The organism is Cupriavidus sp. 09_S30 (genome assembly GCF_056930435.1).
The window spans coordinates 2,824,354-2,842,149 of the sequence record NZ_JBXOWI010000001.1 but is presented as its reverse complement, the minus strand read 5'-3'; the positions used below and the strand labels follow the sequence as shown (position 1 = coordinate 2,842,149).

Annotated in this window: 18 protein-coding genes; 5 read left to right on the top strand and 13 right to left on the bottom strand. The window is 68.6% G+C overall.

Annotated features, from left to right (window positions below; translation table 11 throughout):
• Positions 1–226 precede the first annotated feature (226 nt).
• Both msbA and AC1Z3O_RS13455 read left to right on the top strand, forming a co-directional pair.
• Positions 227–1,936 carry a lipid A export permease/ATP-binding protein MsbA gene (gene msbA / locus AC1Z3O_RS13460; protein ID WP_483517595.1) on the top strand — a complete coding sequence of 570 codons (1,710 nt, stop codon included), beginning with the start codon at positions 227–229 and terminating at the stop codon, positions 1,934–1,936.
• Between the two features lie 102 nt (positions 1,937–2,038).
• Positions 2,039–2,632, top strand: a complete 594-nt coding sequence (locus tag AC1Z3O_RS13455; protein WP_483516215.1) for a peroxidase-related enzyme — start codon at positions 2,039–2,041, stop codon at positions 2,630–2,632.
• 90 nt (positions 2,633–2,722) lie between these two features.
• Here the strand turns inward: AC1Z3O_RS13455 and AC1Z3O_RS13450 are convergent, their stop codons facing one another.
• From AC1Z3O_RS13450 to AC1Z3O_RS13405, 10 genes are all read right to left on the bottom strand, one after another.
• On the bottom strand, positions 2,723–3,250 hold the full coding sequence (locus tag AC1Z3O_RS13450; protein ID WP_483516214.1) for a hypothetical protein: 528 nt from the start codon (positions 3,248–3,250) through the stop codon (positions 2,723–2,725).
• A gap of 139 nt (positions 3,251–3,389) precedes the next feature.
• Positions 3,390–4,007 (bottom strand): phosphatase PAP2 family protein, encoded by a 618-nt coding sequence (locus AC1Z3O_RS13445; RefSeq protein WP_483516213.1) that lies wholly within the window; start codon positions 4,005–4,007, stop codon positions 3,390–3,392.
• A 216-nt stretch (positions 4,008–4,223) separates the two neighbouring features.
• Positions 4,224–5,690, bottom strand: coding sequence for a ribonuclease G (gene rng / locus AC1Z3O_RS13440; protein WP_483516212.1), 1,467 nt, complete (start codon positions 5,688–5,690; stop codon positions 4,224–4,226).
• A 95-nt stretch (positions 5,691–5,785) separates the two neighbouring features.
• Complete coding sequence (locus tag AC1Z3O_RS13435) at positions 5,786–6,439, bottom strand: Maf family protein (RefSeq protein ID WP_483516211.1); 654 nt, start codon at positions 6,437–6,439, stop codon at positions 5,786–5,788.
• A gap of 67 nt (positions 6,440–6,506) precedes the next feature.
• Entirely contained in the window at positions 6,507–6,986 is a 480-nt protein-coding gene (gene rlmH, locus AC1Z3O_RS13430; RefSeq protein ID WP_483516210.1) for a 23S rRNA (pseudouridine(1915)-N(3))-methyltransferase RlmH, read from the bottom strand.
• A gap of 46 nt (positions 6,987–7,032) precedes the next feature.
• A complete protein-coding gene (gene rsfS / locus AC1Z3O_RS13425) occupies positions 7,033–7,776 on the bottom strand; it encodes a ribosome silencing factor (RefSeq protein ID WP_483516209.1) in 744 nt (247 codons plus the stop codon).
• A gap of 51 nt (positions 7,777–7,827) precedes the next feature.
• Positions 7,828–8,559: a nicotinate-nucleotide adenylyltransferase gene (locus tag AC1Z3O_RS13420; RefSeq protein ID WP_483516208.1), complete on the bottom strand. Its 732-nt coding sequence runs from the start codon at positions 8,557–8,559 to the stop codon at positions 7,828–7,830.
• A gap of 10 nt (positions 8,560–8,569) precedes the next feature.
• Complete coding sequence (hemF, locus tag AC1Z3O_RS13415; protein ID WP_483516207.1) at positions 8,570–9,481, bottom strand: oxygen-dependent coproporphyrinogen oxidase; 912 nt, start codon at positions 9,479–9,481, stop codon at positions 8,570–8,572.
• Positions 9,482–9,637: 156 nt separating this feature from the next.
• Positions 9,638–10,906, bottom strand: a complete 1,269-nt coding sequence (gene purD, locus AC1Z3O_RS13410; RefSeq protein WP_483516206.1) for a phosphoribosylamine--glycine ligase — start codon at positions 10,904–10,906, stop codon at positions 9,638–9,640.
• A gap of 117 nt (positions 10,907–11,023) precedes the next feature.
• Positions 11,024–11,749 carry a YebC/PmpR family DNA-binding transcriptional regulator gene (locus AC1Z3O_RS13405; protein WP_483516205.1) on the bottom strand — a complete coding sequence of 242 codons (726 nt, stop codon included), beginning with the start codon at positions 11,747–11,749 and terminating at the stop codon, positions 11,024–11,026.
• Positions 11,750–11,973: 224 nt separating this feature from the next.
• Here AC1Z3O_RS13405 and AC1Z3O_RS13400 point away from each other — a divergent pair, with 224 nt between their 5' ends.
• The gene (locus AC1Z3O_RS13400; RefSeq protein ID WP_483516204.1) at positions 11,974–13,503 is read left to right on the top strand and encodes a helicase HerA-like C-terminal domain-containing protein; all 1,530 of its coding nucleotides are present in this window, start codon (positions 11,974–11,976) and stop codon (positions 13,501–13,503) included.
• A 37-nt stretch (positions 13,504–13,540) separates the two neighbouring features.
• On the opposite strand, the gene AC1Z3O_RS13395 is transcribed toward AC1Z3O_RS13400, so the two are convergent.
• From AC1Z3O_RS13395 to AC1Z3O_RS13385, 3 genes are all read right to left on the bottom strand, one after another.
• Positions 13,541–13,705 (bottom strand): DUF3149 domain-containing protein, encoded by a 165-nt coding sequence (locus tag AC1Z3O_RS13395; protein ID WP_483516203.1) that lies wholly within the window; start codon positions 13,703–13,705, stop codon positions 13,541–13,543.
• A 222-nt stretch (positions 13,706–13,927) separates the two neighbouring features.
• A complete protein-coding gene (upp, locus tag AC1Z3O_RS13390) occupies positions 13,928–14,578 on the bottom strand; it encodes a uracil phosphoribosyltransferase (protein ID WP_483516202.1) in 651 nt (216 codons plus the stop codon).
• A gap of 164 nt (positions 14,579–14,742) precedes the next feature.
• Complete coding sequence (locus AC1Z3O_RS13385; RefSeq protein WP_483516201.1) at positions 14,743–15,801, bottom strand: Bug family tripartite tricarboxylate transporter substrate binding protein; 1,059 nt, start codon at positions 15,799–15,801, stop codon at positions 14,743–14,745.
• Between the two features lie 262 nt (positions 15,802–16,063).
• On the opposite strand from AC1Z3O_RS13385, the gene AC1Z3O_RS13380 reads away from it, so the two are divergent.
• A complete protein-coding gene (locus AC1Z3O_RS13380; RefSeq protein ID WP_483516200.1) occupies positions 16,064–16,951 on the top strand; it encodes a DMT family transporter in 888 nt (295 codons plus the stop codon).
• A 48-nt stretch (positions 16,952–16,999) separates the two neighbouring features.
• Complete coding sequence (locus tag AC1Z3O_RS13375; protein ID WP_483516199.1) at positions 17,000–17,788, top strand: SDR family oxidoreductase; 789 nt, start codon at positions 17,000–17,002, stop codon at positions 17,786–17,788.
• Positions 17,789–17,796 lie beyond the last annotated feature (8 nt).

Genomic DNA, 17,796 nt, shown 5'->3' with positions numbered 1-17,796 from the left:
TTACAATGGCTGCCGCCCATGGCTGCCGATGAGGCAGCGGAATCACACGCGACATACGCGATAACGCGACACGTGCGACGCATGCTGCCGCGCCGGTGTCGGAGGCGGTGGCCGGCCGTGCCGCCGGCATGCCGGCAGATGGGCCTTCTAATCAAGAGTGATGGTGAGTATACAAGCAAAGCCCCAACAGACCACCGCAGAGGATGTTCAAGTCGGCAAGCGCCTGATGGGCTATCTGCGCCCTGAGGCGCGCGTTTTCCTGGTGGCGATCCTCGCCATGGCAGTGGTGGCGGCCAGCGAGGGCATCATCCCCAAGGTCGTCAACGATCTGCTCGACAAGGGATTCGGCGGTGACTACGCCGGCCGGCTCTGGCACGTGCCTGCCATCCTAACCGGGGTGGCGCTGGTGCGTGGCGTGGCGCAATTCGCCTCCGGCTACCTGCTCAGCCTGATCTCCAATCGCGTGCTGCTCAAGATGCGCATGCAGATGTTTGACCGCGTGCTGCACGCGCCCGCGCTGTTCTTTCATCGCAATACGGCGGCCTCGCTGATCAATGCCGTGATCTTCGAGGTCAACCAGGTGCTGTCGATCCTGACCAATGTGTTCATCACCCTGGTGCGCGATTCGTTGACGGTGCTGGCGCTGCTGATCTATCTCTTCTACACCAACTGGCGCCTGACGCTGATCGTCGCCGTGATCCTGCCCGTGATCGGCTACCTGATGTCGAAGATCAACCGCCGGCTGCGGCGGCTGAACCGCGACCACCAGACGATGACGAACACCGCGGCCTATGTGGTCGAGGAGGCGGCGGGCGGTTTCAAGGTGGTCAAGCTCCATGGCGGCGAGGCGTACGAGATGGACCGCTTCCGCCGCATGGCCGAGCGCCTGAAGGCCTATTCGATGCGCATGGCGGTGGCGGGTGGCCTGAACCAGCCGGTCACGGCCTTCCTGGCCGCGCTGGCGCTGTCGGTGATCATCACCATCGCGATGGTGCAGGCGCAGGGCAACCAGACCACGGTGGGCGGTTTCACCGGCTTCGTGATGGCGATGTTGCTGCTGATCTCGCCGCTCAAGCACCTGACCGACATCAACCAGCCGCTCACGCGCGGCATCACCGCCGCCGAAATGATCTTCCGCCTGATCGACGAGCCGGTCGAGCGGCGCGAAGGCGGCCTGCCGCTGCCGCGCGCACGCGGCAACCTGGTCTTCGACAAGGTCGGCTTCCGCTACGGCGACGCCGGACGGCCGGCGCTGGCGGGCATCGACTTCCGCGTCGACGCCGGCGAAGTGGTGGCGCTGGTCGGCCCCTCGGGCAGCGGCAAGACCACGCTGGTCAACCTGGTGCCGCGCTTCTTCGATCCGACCGAAGGCCGCATCCTGCTCGACGGACAGTCGATCGATGCCTATTCGCTGCCGGACCTGCGCCAGCAGATCGCCTTCGTCAGCCAGGACGTGGTGCTGTTCAACGACACCGTGGCGGCGAACGTGGCGTACGGTGTGCACCCGCGCGAGCAGATCGACATGGCCCGCGTGGAACGCGCCCTTGCGGCCGCCTACCTGACCGACACGGTCAAGAGCCTGCCCGACGGCCTGCAGACCAACATCGGCGACAATGGCATGAAGCTGTCCGGCGGCCAGCGCCAGCGCCTGGCGATCGCACGCGCGCTCTACAAGGATGCGCCGATCCTGATCCTGGACGAGGCGACTTCGGCGCTGGATTCGGAGTCGGAGCGCCAGGTGCAGGCAGCGCTGGAATCGCTGATGCGGGGCCGTACCACGCTGGTGATCGCCCACCGCCTCTCCACCATCGAGAACGCCGACCGCATCGTCGTGCTGGAGCAGGGCCGCGTGGCCGAACAGGGCACCCACGACGAATTGCTGTCCGCCGACGGCCTGTACGCCGGCCTGCACCGCATCCAGTTCGCCCTGCAGTGACGGCGCGGCCCGTGCCCGGGCCGCCTTGCTTCGACGATGGCCGCGGCTGCCCGCCGCGGCCAGGACACGCCAGAGAGGGGGATACCCCCAAAGGAGACAGTCATGAGCAGCGTGCAACATCCTCCCATCAGCCGCTTTCCCGTGCCGGCGCTAAAGGATCTGCCGGACGACATCCGCGCGCGCATCCTGGAAGTGCAGGAGAAGGCGGGCTTCGTGCCCAATGTCTTCCTGACGCTGGCGCACCGGCCGGACGAATTCCGTGCCTTCTTTGCCTACCATGACGCGCTGATGCTCAAGGAGGGCGGCTTGAGCAAGGGCGAGCGCGAGATGATCGTGGTTGCCACCTCAGGCGCCAACCAGTGCCTCTACTGTGTGGTGGCGCATGGCGCCATCCTGCGCATCTATGAGAAGCAGCCGCTGCTGGCCGACCAGGTCGCGGTCAACTACCGCAAGGCCGACATCACGCCGCGCCAGCGCGCCATGCTCGACTTCGCGCTCAAGGTCAGCCAGGCTTCGGCCGAAGTTGGCGACGAGGACTTCGCCATGCTGCGCACGCATGGCTTCAGCGATGAGGATGCCTGGGATATCGCCGCCATCACGGCCTTCTTCGGCCTGTCCAACCGCATGGCCAACACGATCAGCATGCGCCCCAACGATGAGTTCTACCTGATGGGGCGCGTGCCGAAGGCGAAGTAGCGGTGCCGGACCAAGGTGCGCGCGCTGCCGGGCCGGAGTACCTCTGGCGCGGCACGCGGCAAGCCCGCCCAAGTCTGCCCAAGCCCGCCTTCAGCGGATCTGAGCGCAACTGCCGCTGGCCGGGTCGAACAGCACCGGCCAGACATGCTCGTAGGCGCCTGGCGTGCAGTGCTTCTCGCACTGCGCATAGGCCAGCGTGACGCGGCGCGGATCCTGCCAGACCATCAGCCGGCACGCGCTGCCATCCACCGCTTCCAGTTCGATATGGGGCGATTTCCTGACCTGGTGGAACTGGGTCAGGTCGAAGTGACAGGTGCCGTGCCGACCTGCTCTCACGTTCCACACCAAGGCTTGCACGGCGCTGTGGTTCACGCGCATCTGTGCCTCCTCGTGGAAGCCGTCTTCCTCGGTGCGCTTGCATTCGCCGGCCAGTTCGATTTCGCGTAATGGGATCGGCGTTGCCGGCGTCTCGGCCAGGCCGGGACCCGAAGCCACACGTGGCGCCCCTGCAACGACGGGCTTGGGCGGTAGTAGCAATGGAGTCTCGCAGGCCGTGAGCAGCAGCGCCGCCAGCAGTCCGGCCGCCGTCCGGCCAGACAAGATCGGTGAGATCCGCATACTGGCTCCTTCCTTACCACCGCCCGCCGCTGGGGGCGGGCCATGCCCTGCTCGTTATTTATAGCCAAAGCCCAGCAAAAGGCGAGGCGGAAAGAGGGGCAAGGCCGAGTGCGCGGTGCGATGTCCGCCGGCGTGCCGATCAGCTTGCCGGTGGCGTGCTTGCCGGTTGTGCGCTTACCGATGGCGCGCGGCGTCGGCGCAGCCAGTCGTGCGCACGGGATATGCAGGCGCATGCGGCGAACGCCAGCGCGGCACCCATGGCCACGTCCAGCGGGAAGTGCAGGCCGGCGATGCAGCGGGTGGCCATCACCCACGCCAGCAACAGCGCCAGCGCGGTGCGGACCCAGGCCCCGGCGAGCGGCCACAAGAGGAACACGGACGCCGCCGCCGCCGCGGCATGGCCACTCGGGAAACTGTAGGGGTCGCCGGCCGCCAGGCGCGGCAGCAGCTCGCTGAGCAGCAGCGCCGGGCGCGGTGCGTCGACCGCGATCTTGGTCACGCCCACCAGCCCGACCGCCAGCGCAAGGCAGAGCAGGCAGAAGAACAGATCGTGCAGGCCGCCGACCGCCGCGCCGCCGTGGGCGCGCTGGCGGGCACGCAGCCAGGCGCAGGCGGCGGCCTGCAGCGGGAAAAGGCGCGGATCGAAGAGCGCGAAGGTGGCGCGCAGCACGCCCAGGTCGATGTGTTCCGCGTGCCCTGTCAGCCAGAGCAGCAGTGCGGTGTTGCCAGGAACGGCGAGTTCGTTGAGGGCCAGCATTACGTTGTCGTTGCGGGGGGAGGCGGCTGGCAGGGCTGGCGCGGCCGGCGGGTTGACGGGGTGGCGCAAAGCATGCGCCGCCGTTCTATGACGGTTTTGCGACAGAGAGGTTCAGTGTGCCGTGGTCAGCATGCGCACGGCCTGCCCCAGGGGGAGGCCGGCGCGGCGGCGGATGCCCCGGCCGCGCGCGATGGTCGGCGGGCGGCCCGCCTGTCCTTACATCAGGATGATGTCGTACTGTTCCTGATGGAAGGTCGACTCGACCTGCAGAGAGATCGGCTTGCCGATGAAGTCGCCGAGCATGGCCAGGTGCTGGCTTTCCTCTTCGAGGAAGAGGTCGATGACTTCCTGCGAGGCGAGGATGCGGAACTCGCGGGGATTGAACTGGCGCGACTCGCGCATGATTTCGCGCAGGATGTCGTAGCAGACGGTGCGCGGCGTCTTGACCTGGCCCTTGCCCTGGCAGACCGGGCACTGTTCGCACAGGATATGCGCCAGCGATTCGCGCGTGCGCTTGCGCGTCATCTCGACCAGCCCGAGCTGGGAGAATCCATTGACGGTGATGCGGGTGCGGTCGCGCGCGAGCGCGCGCTTCAGCTCGGAGAGCACGGCGTCGCGGTGCTCGCCGTTCTCCATGTCGATGAAGTCGATGATGATGATGCCGCCGAGATTGCGCAGCCGCAGCTGGCGGGCGATGGTGTGCGCAGCCTCGAGATTGGTCTTGAAGATCGTGTCGTCGAAGTTGCGCGCGCCCACGTAGCCGCCAGTGTTGACGTCGATCGTCGTCATCGCCTCGGTCTGGTCGATCATCAGGTAGCCGCCCGACTTGAGGTCCACCCGGCGCGACATCGCGCGCTCGATCTCGGCGTCGATGTTGTACAGGTCGAAGATGGGCCGCTCGCCGGTGTAGTGCGACAGCCGCGGCAACACCGCCGGCGTGTACTCCTCGGCGAACTCGACCAGCTTCTGGTAGTTCTCGCGCGAGTCGACCTGGATCACACCCGTGACGTCGCTGACGAAGTCGCGCAGCACGCGCTGGGCCAGGTTCAGGTCCTGGTAGAGCAGGCTGGGCGCGGGCAGCGTGGTGGCGCTCTGGCGGATCGAGGCCCAGATCTTGCGCAGGTAGGCGATGTCGTTGCCCAGCTCCTCGTCGCTGGCTTCTTCGGCAATGGTGCGCACGATGAAGCCGCCGCGCTCGTCGGCGGGCACCAGGCCCTGCACGCGCGCGCGCAGCGCCTCGCGGTCGATCTCGCCTTCGATGCGCTGGGAAATGCCGATGTGCGGGTCCTGCGGCAGATAGACCAGCGTGCGCCCGGCGATGCTGACCTGGGTCGACAGGCGCGCGCCCTTGGTGCCGATCGGGTCCTTGATCACCTGCACCGTCAGCGCCTGGCCTTCGTAGAGGGTCTTCTCGATGGCGAGCGGCGTGCCGTTGCTACCCTTGTCGCTGTCGCGCGGGTGCCAGATGTCGGCCACGTGCAGGAAGGCCGCGCGTTCCAGCCCGATGTCGATGAAGGCGGACTGCATGCCGGGCAGCACGCGCACGACCTTGCCGAGATAGAGGTTGCCGACCAGGCCCCGCGTCAGCGTGCGCTCGACGTGCAGCTCCTGCACGGCGGCCTGTTGCACGATGGCGACCCGGGTTTCTTGCGGCGTGATATTGACGAGGATGTCTTCGGTCATGGTGGATGCGTCGCGTCGCCGGTCGGCCGGCCTTATCGTTGTGACTGCCGCTGCCACTGTCCCGTTCCCATCGCCGAGCAGCGACGGGAGTCCCATCAGAAACGCAACTGCGCCTGCCGTAGCAACGCGGCTGTCTCGAACAGCGGCAGGCCCATGATACCCGAATAGCTGCCGGCGATCCGCTCGACGAACTCCGCCGCGCGGCCCTGGATGCCATACGCGCCGGCCTTGCCGAGCGGCTCGCCGCTCGCCACGTAGCGCGCGATCTCGTCGGCGTGCATCGTACGGAAGGTCACCTCTGAGATCGACAGCGCATGGCGCAGGCCCAGCGTGGAGACGACGGTGACAGCGGTGAGCACGCGATGGGTGGTACCGGCCAGTGCGGCCAGCATGCGCGCGGCCTCGGCGTCGTCGGCCGGCTTGCCCAGGATCTCGCCATTGCGGCAGACCGTGGTGTCGGCGCACAGGATGGGCGCCTCGGGCAGCGCGCGGCGCTCGCGCCGGCGCAGGGCGGCCTCGGCCTTGAGTGCGCACACGCGTTGCACGTAGTCGTCCGGCGTTTCGCCGGGCAGCACGGCTTCGAGCGCCTCGGCGTCTTCGTCATCGTCGGCGAGCAGCAGTTCGTGGCGCACGCCGAGCTGGTCGAGCAGTTCGCGCCGGCGCGGGCTTTGCGAGGCGAGATAGAGGGTTTCGTGGATCACGGCAGAGGTCGGATGGGCGTGGATGCTGGGGCACGCATTGCGCCGCATTCTACCTGCCCTCGGGCAGGGCGGTGCAATGCCCTGGCGCGGGCGGCGGGGCGGCGCGGGAGGCGTCTCAGGCGCGGTGGTAGGGATGGTTCTGCGTCACCGACCAGGCGCGGTAGAGCTGCTCGGCCAGCAGCACGCGCACCATGCCGTGCGGCATGGTCAGGCTGGACAGGCGCAGCAGCATCTGCGCGCGCGCCTTCAGCGCCGGATCCAGGCCATCGGCACCGCCGATCAGGAAGGCGACGTCGCCACCCTCGCGCTGCCAGCCGGTGAGCTGCTCGGCGAGCTGCATGGTGCTGAGGTCGCGGCCGCGTTCGTCCAGCGCCACGATGCGGCACTGGCGCGGCAGCGATGCCAGCACCGACTCGATGCGCGCCGCCTCGCGTTGCATCACGGTGGCGGCATTGTTGCTGGACGAGCGGGTCTCGGGCTTGACCTCGCGCAGCTCGATGCGCAGCTCGGGCGGCATGCGCTTGGCGTACTCGGCGAAGCCGGTCTCGATCCAGCCGGGCATCTTGTGGCCCACGGCGACGATCACGAGCTGCATGGCTGGGGTTTGTGGTGCGGGTCGGTCCAGAGGCGCGGCGCCGGCATCAAGCCTGGCGCGTGGTGCGCTTGCGGGCGGCCGGCTTGGCTGCAGTCTTGGTGGCGGTCTTGCCTGCGGTCTTCGTGGCCGGCTTGGCGGCCGCGCGGGTCGCGGTCTTGGTGGCCGGCTTGGCCGCTGCGCTCTTGCGCGGCGCGGCGGTCTTGGCCGGTGCCTTGCGGGCCGGTGCGGCGCCGCCGGCGCTGGTCGTGCGCGTGCGGGCCGCCGGCTTGCGAATGGTGGCGATCGCGTCCGGGTCGGTGTCCTCGTGGCCCATCGGCGGCGACGGTTCCTTCATGCCTTCGGGCAGGCGGGCCAGCGCCGGGCGCAGGCCGCTGGCGCGGCGCGGCGCGCGCGGGGCTTCCTCGTCGTCGTCGATCGGCTCGCTGGCCTTGGCCAGGCCCTTGGCGGCGGCCAGCTTCATGCGCACCGGCTTGTCGCCCCAGATTTCCTCGAGGTTGTAGTAGAGGCGCAGTTGCGGCTGCAGGATGTGCACCACGGCATCGCCGCAGTCCACCAGCACCCACTCGCCGGTCTCCATGCCTTCGACCGCGACGATATGGCCGCCGGCCTCCTTGACGGTGTCGCGCACCGAGGCCGCCAGCGCCTTGGTTTGACGGTTGGAGGTGCCGCTGGCGATGACCACGCGGTCGAACAGCTCGGTCAGGTGGCTGGTGTCGAACACCTTGATGTCCTGCGCCTTGACGTCTTCCAGACCGTCGACGATGGCGCGCTGCAGTTTGCGAATATCCATGGAGTGTTCTTGTTCAGCTCAGTTCGGTTGCGTTCGGACGGGCGTCATGGCTCAGGCGGCGCGATAGAGCCGCTGCTGTGCGATGTAGTGTGCCACGCCCGGGGGAAGTTGGTCATCCGCCGGCAGCCCGTCTGCCAGGCGCTGGCGCAGGCCGGTGGAGGACAGGTCGACGGCGAGCGTCTGGTCGATCCACATACGGCCGGAGGGCGTGCATTGTATCAGCCGGGTGTCGGCCTGGCGCTCGTCGAGCGCGGCGCGTACCGGGCCGTCCAGCGCAGCCAGGTCGAAGCCGGGCCGGGTTGCCGTGCACAGATGGACATAGGCAAAGAGGTCTTGCCAGCCATGCCAGGTGTGCAGGCGCAGCAGCTGGTCGGTTCCCATCAGCCAGGACAGCGAGGCATGGGGTCCATACTGCTCGCGCAGCTGGCGCACGGTGTCGATCGTGTAGCTGGGGCCCGAGCGGTCGACCTCCATGCGGCTGACGCGCACCTTGGCTGGCATCTCGGACAGCGCGGTGGCCGCCAGCTCGGTCATGGCCAGCCGATGCGCAGCCGGCGTCACGTCCGCACCCTTCTGCCAGGACTGTCCCGTCGGAATCCAGACCAGTTCGTCCAGCGCCAGGTGGTCGATGCACAGGCTCGCCAGCGCGAGGTGGCCGCCATGGGGCGGATCGAAGGTGCCGCCCAGGATGCCCAGGCGATAGGGACGCTCGCCCGCCTTGGGGCAGGGCGTGGTGCCGGACTTGCCGGCGGCGGGGGCAGGGCCCGTTTCCTTGTTGTTCATGGTCTTGTGGTCAGGCCCAGTCGCGCGGAGGCAGGAAGTCGGCATAGAGTGCCGCTTCCGCACTGCCCGGCTCGGGCTGCCAGTCATAGCGCCAGCTCGCTTGGGGAGGCATCGACATCAGGATCGACTCGGCGCGGCCCCCCGATTGCAGGCCGAAATGCGTGCCGCGGTCGAAGACCAGGTTGAATTCCACGTAGCGTCCGCGCCGGTAGGCCTGGAAGTCGCGCTCGCGCTCGCCGTAGGGCGTGTGTTGGCGGGCTTCCAGGATGGGCTGGTAGGCGGGCAGGAAGGCATCGCCGACCGCGCGCATCATGGCGAAGCTGCGCTCGAAGCCGAGCGCGGAGAAGTCATCGAAGAAGATGCCGCCGATGCCGCGCGCTTCGCCGCGGTGCTTCAGGTAGAAATAGTCGTCGCACCACTGCTTGAAGCGCGGGTAGAGCTCGGCCCCGTAGGGCGCCAGCGCGTCGCGGCAGGTGCGGTGGAAGTGGGTGCAATCCTCGGCCACGCCGTAGTAGGGCGTGAGGTCCATGCCGCCGCCGAACCACCAGACCGGTTCCGTGCCCGGCTTGGTGGCCAGCAGGCAGCGCACGTTCATGTGCACCGTGGGCACGTACGGGTTGCGCGGATGGAAGACCAGCGACACGCCCAGGGCCTCGAAGCCGCGGCCGGCCAGTTCCGGCCGGTGCGCGCTGGCCGAGGGCGGCAGCGCATCGCCGGTGACGTGGGAGAAGCCCACGCCGGCGCGCTCCATCACGGCGCCGCCTTCCAGGATGCGGGTGCGGCCGTTGCCGCGCAGGCGCTCGGTGGGCGGCTTTTCCCAGGCGTCGGTAAGGAATGCGCCGCCGTCGATGGTGGCGATGCTGTCGGTGATTTGGTCTTGCAGCCCGAGGAGGTAGGCGCGGACTGCCTGGGAGTCGATCATGGCGGTGGAAGCGGAGGGGCCCGAAGCGGGCCCCGTGGGCCGGGGAGGGGCGGCGGCAGGTGGAGCGCGCCGCCCGGAGTCATGGCGTAGTCATGATTGTACCGGCAGGCCGGCCGGCAAGGCGCCGGCACGCCGGACAGGCAAGACAGGCCGCGTTCAGCGCTTGATCGCCCGGTAGCCGATGTCGGTGCGGTACTGCATGCCATCGAAGCGGATCTGCTCGACAGCCGCATAGGCCGCGCGCTGGGCTGCCTTGACCGTGTCCGCCAGGCCCACCACGCACAGCACGCGCCCGCCCGTGGTCAGCAGGGTGCCGTCCTGGAGCGTGGTGCCGGCATGGAAGGTCACGCTGTCATCGGTCTCGGCCGGGATGCCCGTGATGGCATCGCCCTTGCGCGGCGCATCCGGGTAGCCGTGGGCGGCCATCACCACGCCCAGCGCGGTGCGGCGGTCCCAGTCCAGCTCGATGCTGTCCAGCTTGCCGGAGACGGCATGGTCGAGCACATCGACCAGGTCCGTCTTCAGGCGCGCCAGGATCGGCTGGGTTTCCGGATCGCCCATGCGGCAGTTGAATTCCAGCGTCTTCAGGTTGCCGTCCTTGTCGATCATCAGGCCCGCGTACAGGAAGCCGGTGTACGGAATGCCGTCCTTTTCCATGCCGCGCACGGTGGGCAGGATGATCTCGCGCAGCGCGCGCGCGTGCAGCGCGGGCGTCACCACCGGCGCCGGCGAGTAGGCGCCCATGCCGCCGGTATTGGGGCCGGCGTCGCCGTCCAGCAGGCGCTTGTGGTCCTGGCTGGTGGCCAGTGCCAGCACGTTCTTACCGTCCACCATCACGATGAAGCTGGCTTCCTCGCCTGCGAGGAACTCTTCGATCACCACGCGGGCGCCGGCATCGCCGAGCTTGTTGTCGGCCAGCATCATGTCGACGGCGGTGTGGGCCTCTTCCAGCGTCATCGCCACCACCACGCCCTTGCCGGCGGCCAGGCCGTCGGCCTTGATCACGATGGGGGCGCCCTGCGCGTCGATGTAGGCGTGAGCCTGCGCCGCGTCGGAGAAGGTCTGGTAGGCCGCGGTCGGGATGCCGTGGCGCTGCATGAAGGCCTTGGCGAAGTCCTTGGACGACTCGAGCTGGGCCGCGGCGCGGGTCGGCCCGAAGATGGGCAGGCCCTTGGCGCGGAAGATGTCGACGATGCCTGCGGCCAGCGGCGCCTCGGGGCCGACCACGGTGAACTGCACGCCCTCGCGCTCGGCGAATGCGGCCAGCACTTCGGGGTCGGTCAGCGGCACGTTCTGCAGCCGCTTGTCGAGCGCCGTGCCGCCGTTGCCGGGCGCCACGTAGACGACCTGCACCTTGGGGGACTGGGCCAGTTTCCAGGCCAACGCGTGTTCACGGCCGCCCGAGCCGACAACCAATACTTTCATGATCCACTGCCAGAAAAGATGCGCCCGCGCGATGCCGCGACGGAGCCGAGGGGGCGCTGAAAGGGCGGAGCCGGCGCTTGCGCCGTTGGCTCCGCCGCCGGATTGCGCGATGCTCGCTTAGTCTTCGATGACCGCGTTGGTGAAGACTTCCTGCACGTCGTCGAGACCTTCGATCGCGTCGAGCAGCTTCTGCATCTTGACTGCGTCGTCGCCGCTGAAGCTGACTTCGTTCTGCGGCTTCATCACCACGTCCGCCACCTCGGCCTTGAAGCCGGCCGCCTCCAGCGCGGCCTTGACCGCGGCGAAGTCGTTGGGCGGGCAGACCACTTCGATGGAGCCGTCGTCATTGGTCACCACGTCGTCGGCGCCGGCCTCGAGGGCGGCATCCATCAGCTGGTCCTCGGGCGTGCCCGGTGCGAACAGGAACTGGCCGCAGTGGGTGAACATGAAGGCCACCGAGCCTTCCGTGCCCATGTTGCCGCCGTGCTTGGAGAAGGCATGGCGCACCTCGGCCACCGTACGGGTGCGGTTGTCGGTCAGACAGTCGACGATGATGGCTGCGCCGGCCAGGCCGTAGCCTTCGTAGCGGATTTCTTCGTAGTTGACGCCTTCCAGTCCGCCCACCCCGCGCTGGATGGCGCGCTGGATGTTGTCCTTGGGCATGTTGGCATCGGTGGCCTTGTCCATGGCCAGGCGCAGGCGCGGGTTGGAGTCCGCATCGCCGCCGCCGAGCTTGGCGGCAACCGTGATTTCCTTGATCAGGCGAGTCCAGATCTTGCCGCGCTTGGCGTCAGCTGCGGCTTTTTTGTGCTTGATATTGGCCCATTTTGAATGACCGGCCATGATTCTCTCCGAGGCGGAATGCTGGGGCGGCGCGCAGGTGTCTGCCGCCGCCGGGTGTACCGGGCGCGCCCGCCGTGCCGATGGGATCGGACACGGCGGGCGCACCATGTAATTGTTGTGCCTTGCTGCTGGCTATAATCAACCCTGCATTTTATCACGCGCCCCCGCCGGCGCCGGGGGCAGCGCGCCCGCCCGCGCCGTGCGCCACCGGAACGAGACACGCCATGGCAGAACCCATCGTCCTTGCCAAGAATGCCCAGCACGAGCTGGCCCTGTTGCCCCAGATGGGCAACCGCCACGGATTGATCACCGGCGCCACCGGCACCGGCAAGACAGTGACCCTGCAGACGCTGGCCCAGGGCTTCTCGCGCCTGGGTGTGCCGGTCTTCCTGGCCGATGTCAAGGGCGACCTCGCCGGCATCTCCCAGCCCGGACAGCCATCCGACAAGCTCAAGGCGCGCCTGCAGGAACTGCAGTTGCCGGAGCCGGCCTGGGGCGCCTGCCCGGCCACGCTGTGGGACGTATTCGGGCAGAAGGGGCACCCGGTCCGCGCCACCATCTCGCACATGGGGCCGCTGCTGCTGTCGCGCATGCTCGAGTTGAACGATACCCAGCAGGGCGTGCTCAACCTGGTCTTCCGCATCGCCGATGCCAACGGACTGCTGCTGCTCGACGCCAAGGACCTGCGCGCGATGCTGCAGTACGTGGGCGACAAAGCGGGCCAGTTCACCACCGAGTACGGCAATATCTCGGCCGCCTCGATCGGCGCGATCCAACGCGGCCTGATGGCGCTGGAATCGCAGGGCGCCGATGTCTTCTTCGGCGAGCCGATGCTGAACCTCGAAGACCTCATCCAGACCGACAAGGGCCAGGGTGTGGTCAACATCCTGGCGGCGGACCGGCTGCTGAACTCGCCCAAGCTGTACGCTACCTTCCTGCTGTGGATGCTGTCGGAATTGTTCGAGAAGCTGCCCGAGGCGGGCGACCTGGACAAGCCCAAGCTGGTGTTCTTCTTCGACGAGGCCCACCTGCTGTTCAATGACGCGCCCAAGGCCCTGCTCGACAAGATCGAGCAAGTGGTGCGGCTGATCCGCTCCAAGGGCGTGGGCGTGTACTTCGTCACGCAGAATCCGGCCGACATCCCCGACACCGTGCTCGGGCAGTTGGGCAACCGCGTGCAGCACGCGCTGCGCGCCTTCACTCCGCGCGACCAGAAAGCGGTCAAGGTGGCGGCCACCACCATGCGTGCCAACCCCGGGCTGGACCTGGAGAAGGCAATCGGTGAGCTGGGCGTGGGCGAGGCCCTGGTCTCGCTGCTGGATGCCAAGGGCACCCCGGGCGTGACCGAGCGCGCCTGGGTGCTGGCGCCCGGCAGCCGCATCGGACCCATCACCGACGACGAGCGCAAGCAACTGATGGCCACCTCGCTGGTGGCCGGTGCCTACGAGCAGGCCATCGACCGCGAATCAGCCTATGAAAAGCTGAAGGGCCGCGTGGCAGCCCCGGCGGGCAACGGCGCGCCCGCGCCGGCTAGCACGGATACGCCGGCCGAAGGCAGCGCGGCGGGTGGCTGGCTCGAGCAGGCGGGCGAGATTCTCGGCGGCCTGACGCGCGGCACCGGCAAGAGCGGGCGCGGTGACTCCATCCTGGAGTCGATGGCCAAGTCGGCGGCACGCACCGTCGGCTCGCAGGTCGGGCGCGAGCTGATCCGCGGCGTGCTGGGGAGCCTGCTCGGCTCGGGCAAGAAGAAGTAGGGCAGCCGACGCCGGGCACGGCGGCCGGCCCATTGCTTCAGCGGCCCGTGATCTGCCCGGCTGCCTGGGCGCGTGCCGCGTCCTCGCGCATCTTCTTGCGGAACAGCCTTGTGAAGAAGATGCCCATGCCGACGATGAAGGCGATCACGCCCAGGCTCATCAGGCCGACATCGGTGGTGAACAGGATCTTGATTGCAGCCATGGCTCGTCTCCGTAGTCTACGCACTGCCGTAAGGGGGCGGCTGGGACCTGCTGCGTTCCGCCAGGAACGCATCGCCGTCGACGCCGATCACGCGCCGGACGGCTGAGATTCAGACACGAGTGTAGGGGCATGTGCGGGCGGCGGGCCTTGAGGCCCGTCAAGCCCGCTGCAGACGGGCGGGCGCGCGCAGCGCCCGTGCTGGCGGCCGGGCGGCCGCGCGCGTCAGTTCTTGGTGCCGAACAGCCGGTCGCCGGCATCGCCCAGGCCGGGCACGATGTAGGCATGCTCGTCCAGGCGGCTGTCGAGCGAGGCCACGAACAGCTTCACGCCGGGATGCGCTTTCTGGAAGACCTCGACGCCTTCGGGGGCGGCCACCAGCGCGACAAAGGTGATGGCCTCGTCCTTGACGCCGCGGCGCTTGAGCACGTCCACCGCATGCGCGGCGGAATAGCCCGTGGCCACCATCGGGTCGCACAGGATGAAGCTGCGGTCTTCCACGTCAGGCAGGCGCACCAGGTATTCCACCGGACGGTGCTGCTCGTCGCGATAGACGCCGATATGGCCGATGCGCGCCGACGGGATCAGCTCTACCAGTCCGTCGCTCATGCCGACGCCCGCGCGCAGCACGGGCACGATGGTCAGCTTCTTGCCGGCGATCACGGGTGCGTCCAGGCCGACCAGCGGCGTCTCGATATGGCGGGTGGTCAGCGGCAGGTCGCGGGTGATCTCATAGCCCATCAACAGCGTGATCTCGCGCAGCAGCTCGCGGAAGGTGCGCGTGGAGGTCTCCTTGTCGCGCATATGCGAGAGCTTGTGCTGGATCAGCGGGTGGTCGAGGATGAACAGGTTGGGGAATCGCGGGTCTTGCTTCATGGCGGCTAGCGGGAGAGGGCAGCGTGCAGGGGGGGCCGCGGCGGCACGGGCTGCCTCGGCGGGATTGGCGCGATTGTAAAGGAAGCTGGGCCGGTCGCGTCGGGGCCGGCCGGCGCGGCGGCCGGCACGTGGCGCCCCCGCCGCGCCGCGCCTGCCGAAACCTGTCAGTCGACGGTGATGCTGGCGCTGCGCGCCACCTTGCCGAAGCGTTCATATTCCGACAGCGTCAGGGCCTGCAGCTCGGCTGCGCTCGATCCCTTCGGGCTGAAGCCGGCCACGCCGAGCTTTTCGCGCACGTCGGGCCGGGCCAGCGCCTCGACGAAGGCGGTATTGAGCGCCTGCACCACTGCGGGCGGCATGCCGGCCGGGCCATAGACGCCGAACCAGGGGTCGACCGCGTAGCCGGGCAGGCCGGCCTCGGCCAGCGTCGGCACATTGGGCAGCGACGGCGCGCGGCTCTTGCCCGCCACCGCCAGTGCGCGCAGCTTGCCAGCCTGGATGTGGGGCAGCGAGGCCGGCAGGTTGTCGAACATCACCTGCACGTGGCCGCCCAGCATGTCGTTGATGGCGGGGCTGCTGCCCTTGTACGGTACGTGGACCAGGCCGGTCTGCGTCATCTGCGAGAACATTGCCCCGGCCAGGTGCATCGACGTGCCGGCGCCGGCAGTGGCGTAGGTCAGCCCGGGGTGCAACTTGGCGTAGGCGATCAGTTCAGGCACGGTCTTGGCCGGCAGGGCAGGGCTGACCTCCAGCACGATGGTCGAGTTGCCCAGCAGGCTGATGGCGGTGAAGTCCTTGCGCGGGTCGAAGGGCACGTGGCGGTAGATGTGCGGGTTCAGCGCATTGGTGGAGATGGCCCCGAAGCCGATGGTGTAGCCGTCGGGCGCGGCCTTGGCCACCACACCCATGCCGATGTTGCCGCCCGCGCCGGGGCGGTTCTCCACCACCACCGGTTGGCCGAGCTTCTGTGCAACCTTCTCGCCCACGGTGCGGGCCACCAGGTCGGTGGTGCCGCCGGCCGCGTAAGGCACGATGAAGCGGATGGGCTTGCTCGGGTAGTCGCTGCCCGCCAGCGCGGGCGCGGACAGGATGGCCAGCCCGGCCGCGCAGGTGCCGGCAAGCGCGCCGGCCAGCAGGCGGCGGCGCCGCGCCGAGCGGGTGTCGGCTTGAGCCGACGGGAACGAGGTGGCCGGGGTGGCCGGGGTCTCGATCGGCGTTGTCATGGGGGAGTTTCTCCTTCGTATTGTTTGTCATTGGGCGGGCCCCGCTGCGGGGCGGGGCGCACAGCTTAAGGCAGAAGCGCCAGGCCTGCCAGCGGCCTCGCGGGTCCCGGGGCGCGGCCGATGCCGGCAGCGCTTTTCGCATACAATCGTCGCGTCGCCTGTATCGCGCTCCGCTCACCCACGACCGCCCGCCGTCCGGCGCGGCGGCGAAGCCATTCTTGCCGTGCCCGCATCCCCGAAAACCCTGTCCCTGCCAGCCGAGATGTCCTCGCCTACGCGCAGCGGGCTGGCCATTGCCGCCGTCGGTGCGGTGCTGTTTTCCGCCAAGGCGATCGTTGCCAAGCTGATGTACCGCTACCAGGTCGACGCCGTGATGGTGATCACCCTGCGCATGCTGTTCGCGGTACCGTTGTTCATGGCGATCGGCTGGTGGCAATCGCGCCGCCTGCCTGCGCTGTCCTGGGCCGACCGGGGGCGCGTGGTGTTCCTGGGCTTTATCGGCTACTACCTGTCCAGCTTCCTGGATTTCCTCGGCCTGCAGTACATCACCGCCGGGCTGGAGCGGCTGATCCTGTTCCTGACGCCGTCCTTCGTCCTGCTCGCCACCGCCTTGCTGTTCAAGCGCCCGATCTCGCCGCGGCAGTGGGTCTCGCTGCTGCTGGCCTATGCCGGCATCGTGCTGGTCTTCGCGCATGACCTGGATGTGAGCGGCAGCGGCGTCTGGCTGGGCGGCGGGCTGGTGCTGGGCAGCGCCATCACCTATTCCGTGTACCTGATCGCCAGCGGCGAACTGGTGCGGCGCGTCGGCTCGCTGCGCCTGGTCGCCTACGCCATGTGCGTTTCCACCGCGTGCTGCATCATCCAGTACCTGGTGCTGGGCCGCGCGCTGGCCGAACTGCTGCAGCCGGCCCCCGTGATGTGGCTGTCCGCGGTCAACGCGGTCTTCTGCACGGTGCTGCCGGTCTCGCTGACAATGGTGGCGGTCGCGCGCATCGGCGCGCCGATGGCCTCGCAGGCAGGCATGATCGGCCCGGTTTCCACCTTGCTGCTGGGATACTGGCTGCTGGGCGAGCCGATCAGCGGCGCACAGCTCGCGGGCAGCGCGCTGGTGCTGGGCGGCATGTACCTTCTGTCGGCGCGCAAGGCGTAAGCAGCCACGCGACGGCAACCCCGATACAAACAAGACAAGGAGAGTGAGATGGATCTCGGACTGCGTGGTAAGCATGCACTGGTGTGCGGCGCCAGCAAGGGCCTCGGCTTCGCCTGCGCCGATGCGCTGGCGGCCGAGGGCGTGGACGTGGTGATCGTGGCACGCGGCGCCGAGGCGCTGGAAAAAGCCGCGGCCGACCTGCGCGCGCGGCATGGCCGCCGCGTGTTGGCCGTGGCCACCGACATCACCACGCCGGAAGGCCGCAAGGCCGCGCTGGACGCGGCGGCCAAGCTGGGCGACCTCGACATCCTCGTCAATAACGCCGGCGGCCCGCCGCCGGGCAATTTCCGCGACTGGGACCGCAACGACTGGCTGGCCGCGCTGGACGCCAACATGCTGACCCCGATCGAGCTGATCAAGGCGACTGTCGACGGCATGATCGCGCGCAAGTGGGGCCGCATCATCAATATCACCAGCGGTGCCGTCAAGGCGCCGATCGACGTGCTCGGCCTGTCCAACGGCGCGCGCTCGGGCCTGACCGGCTTCGTCGCCGGCGTGGCGCGCGACGTGGCGCAGTACGGCGTCACCATCAACAACCTGCTGCCCGGCCCGTTCAATACCGACCGCCTTTTCAAGACCATGGAAGGCGGCGCGAAGAAGGCGGGGCTGACGGTGGAGGAGGTGGCGCAGAAGCGCGCCGCGCTGAACCCCACGCGCCGCTTCGGCGAGCCGGCCGAGTTCGGCGCCGCCTGTGCCTTCCTGTGCAGCCGCCAGGCAGCCTATATCACCGCGCAGAATATCCTGCTCGACGGCGGCGCCTATCCTGGCACCTTCTGAACCGGCGC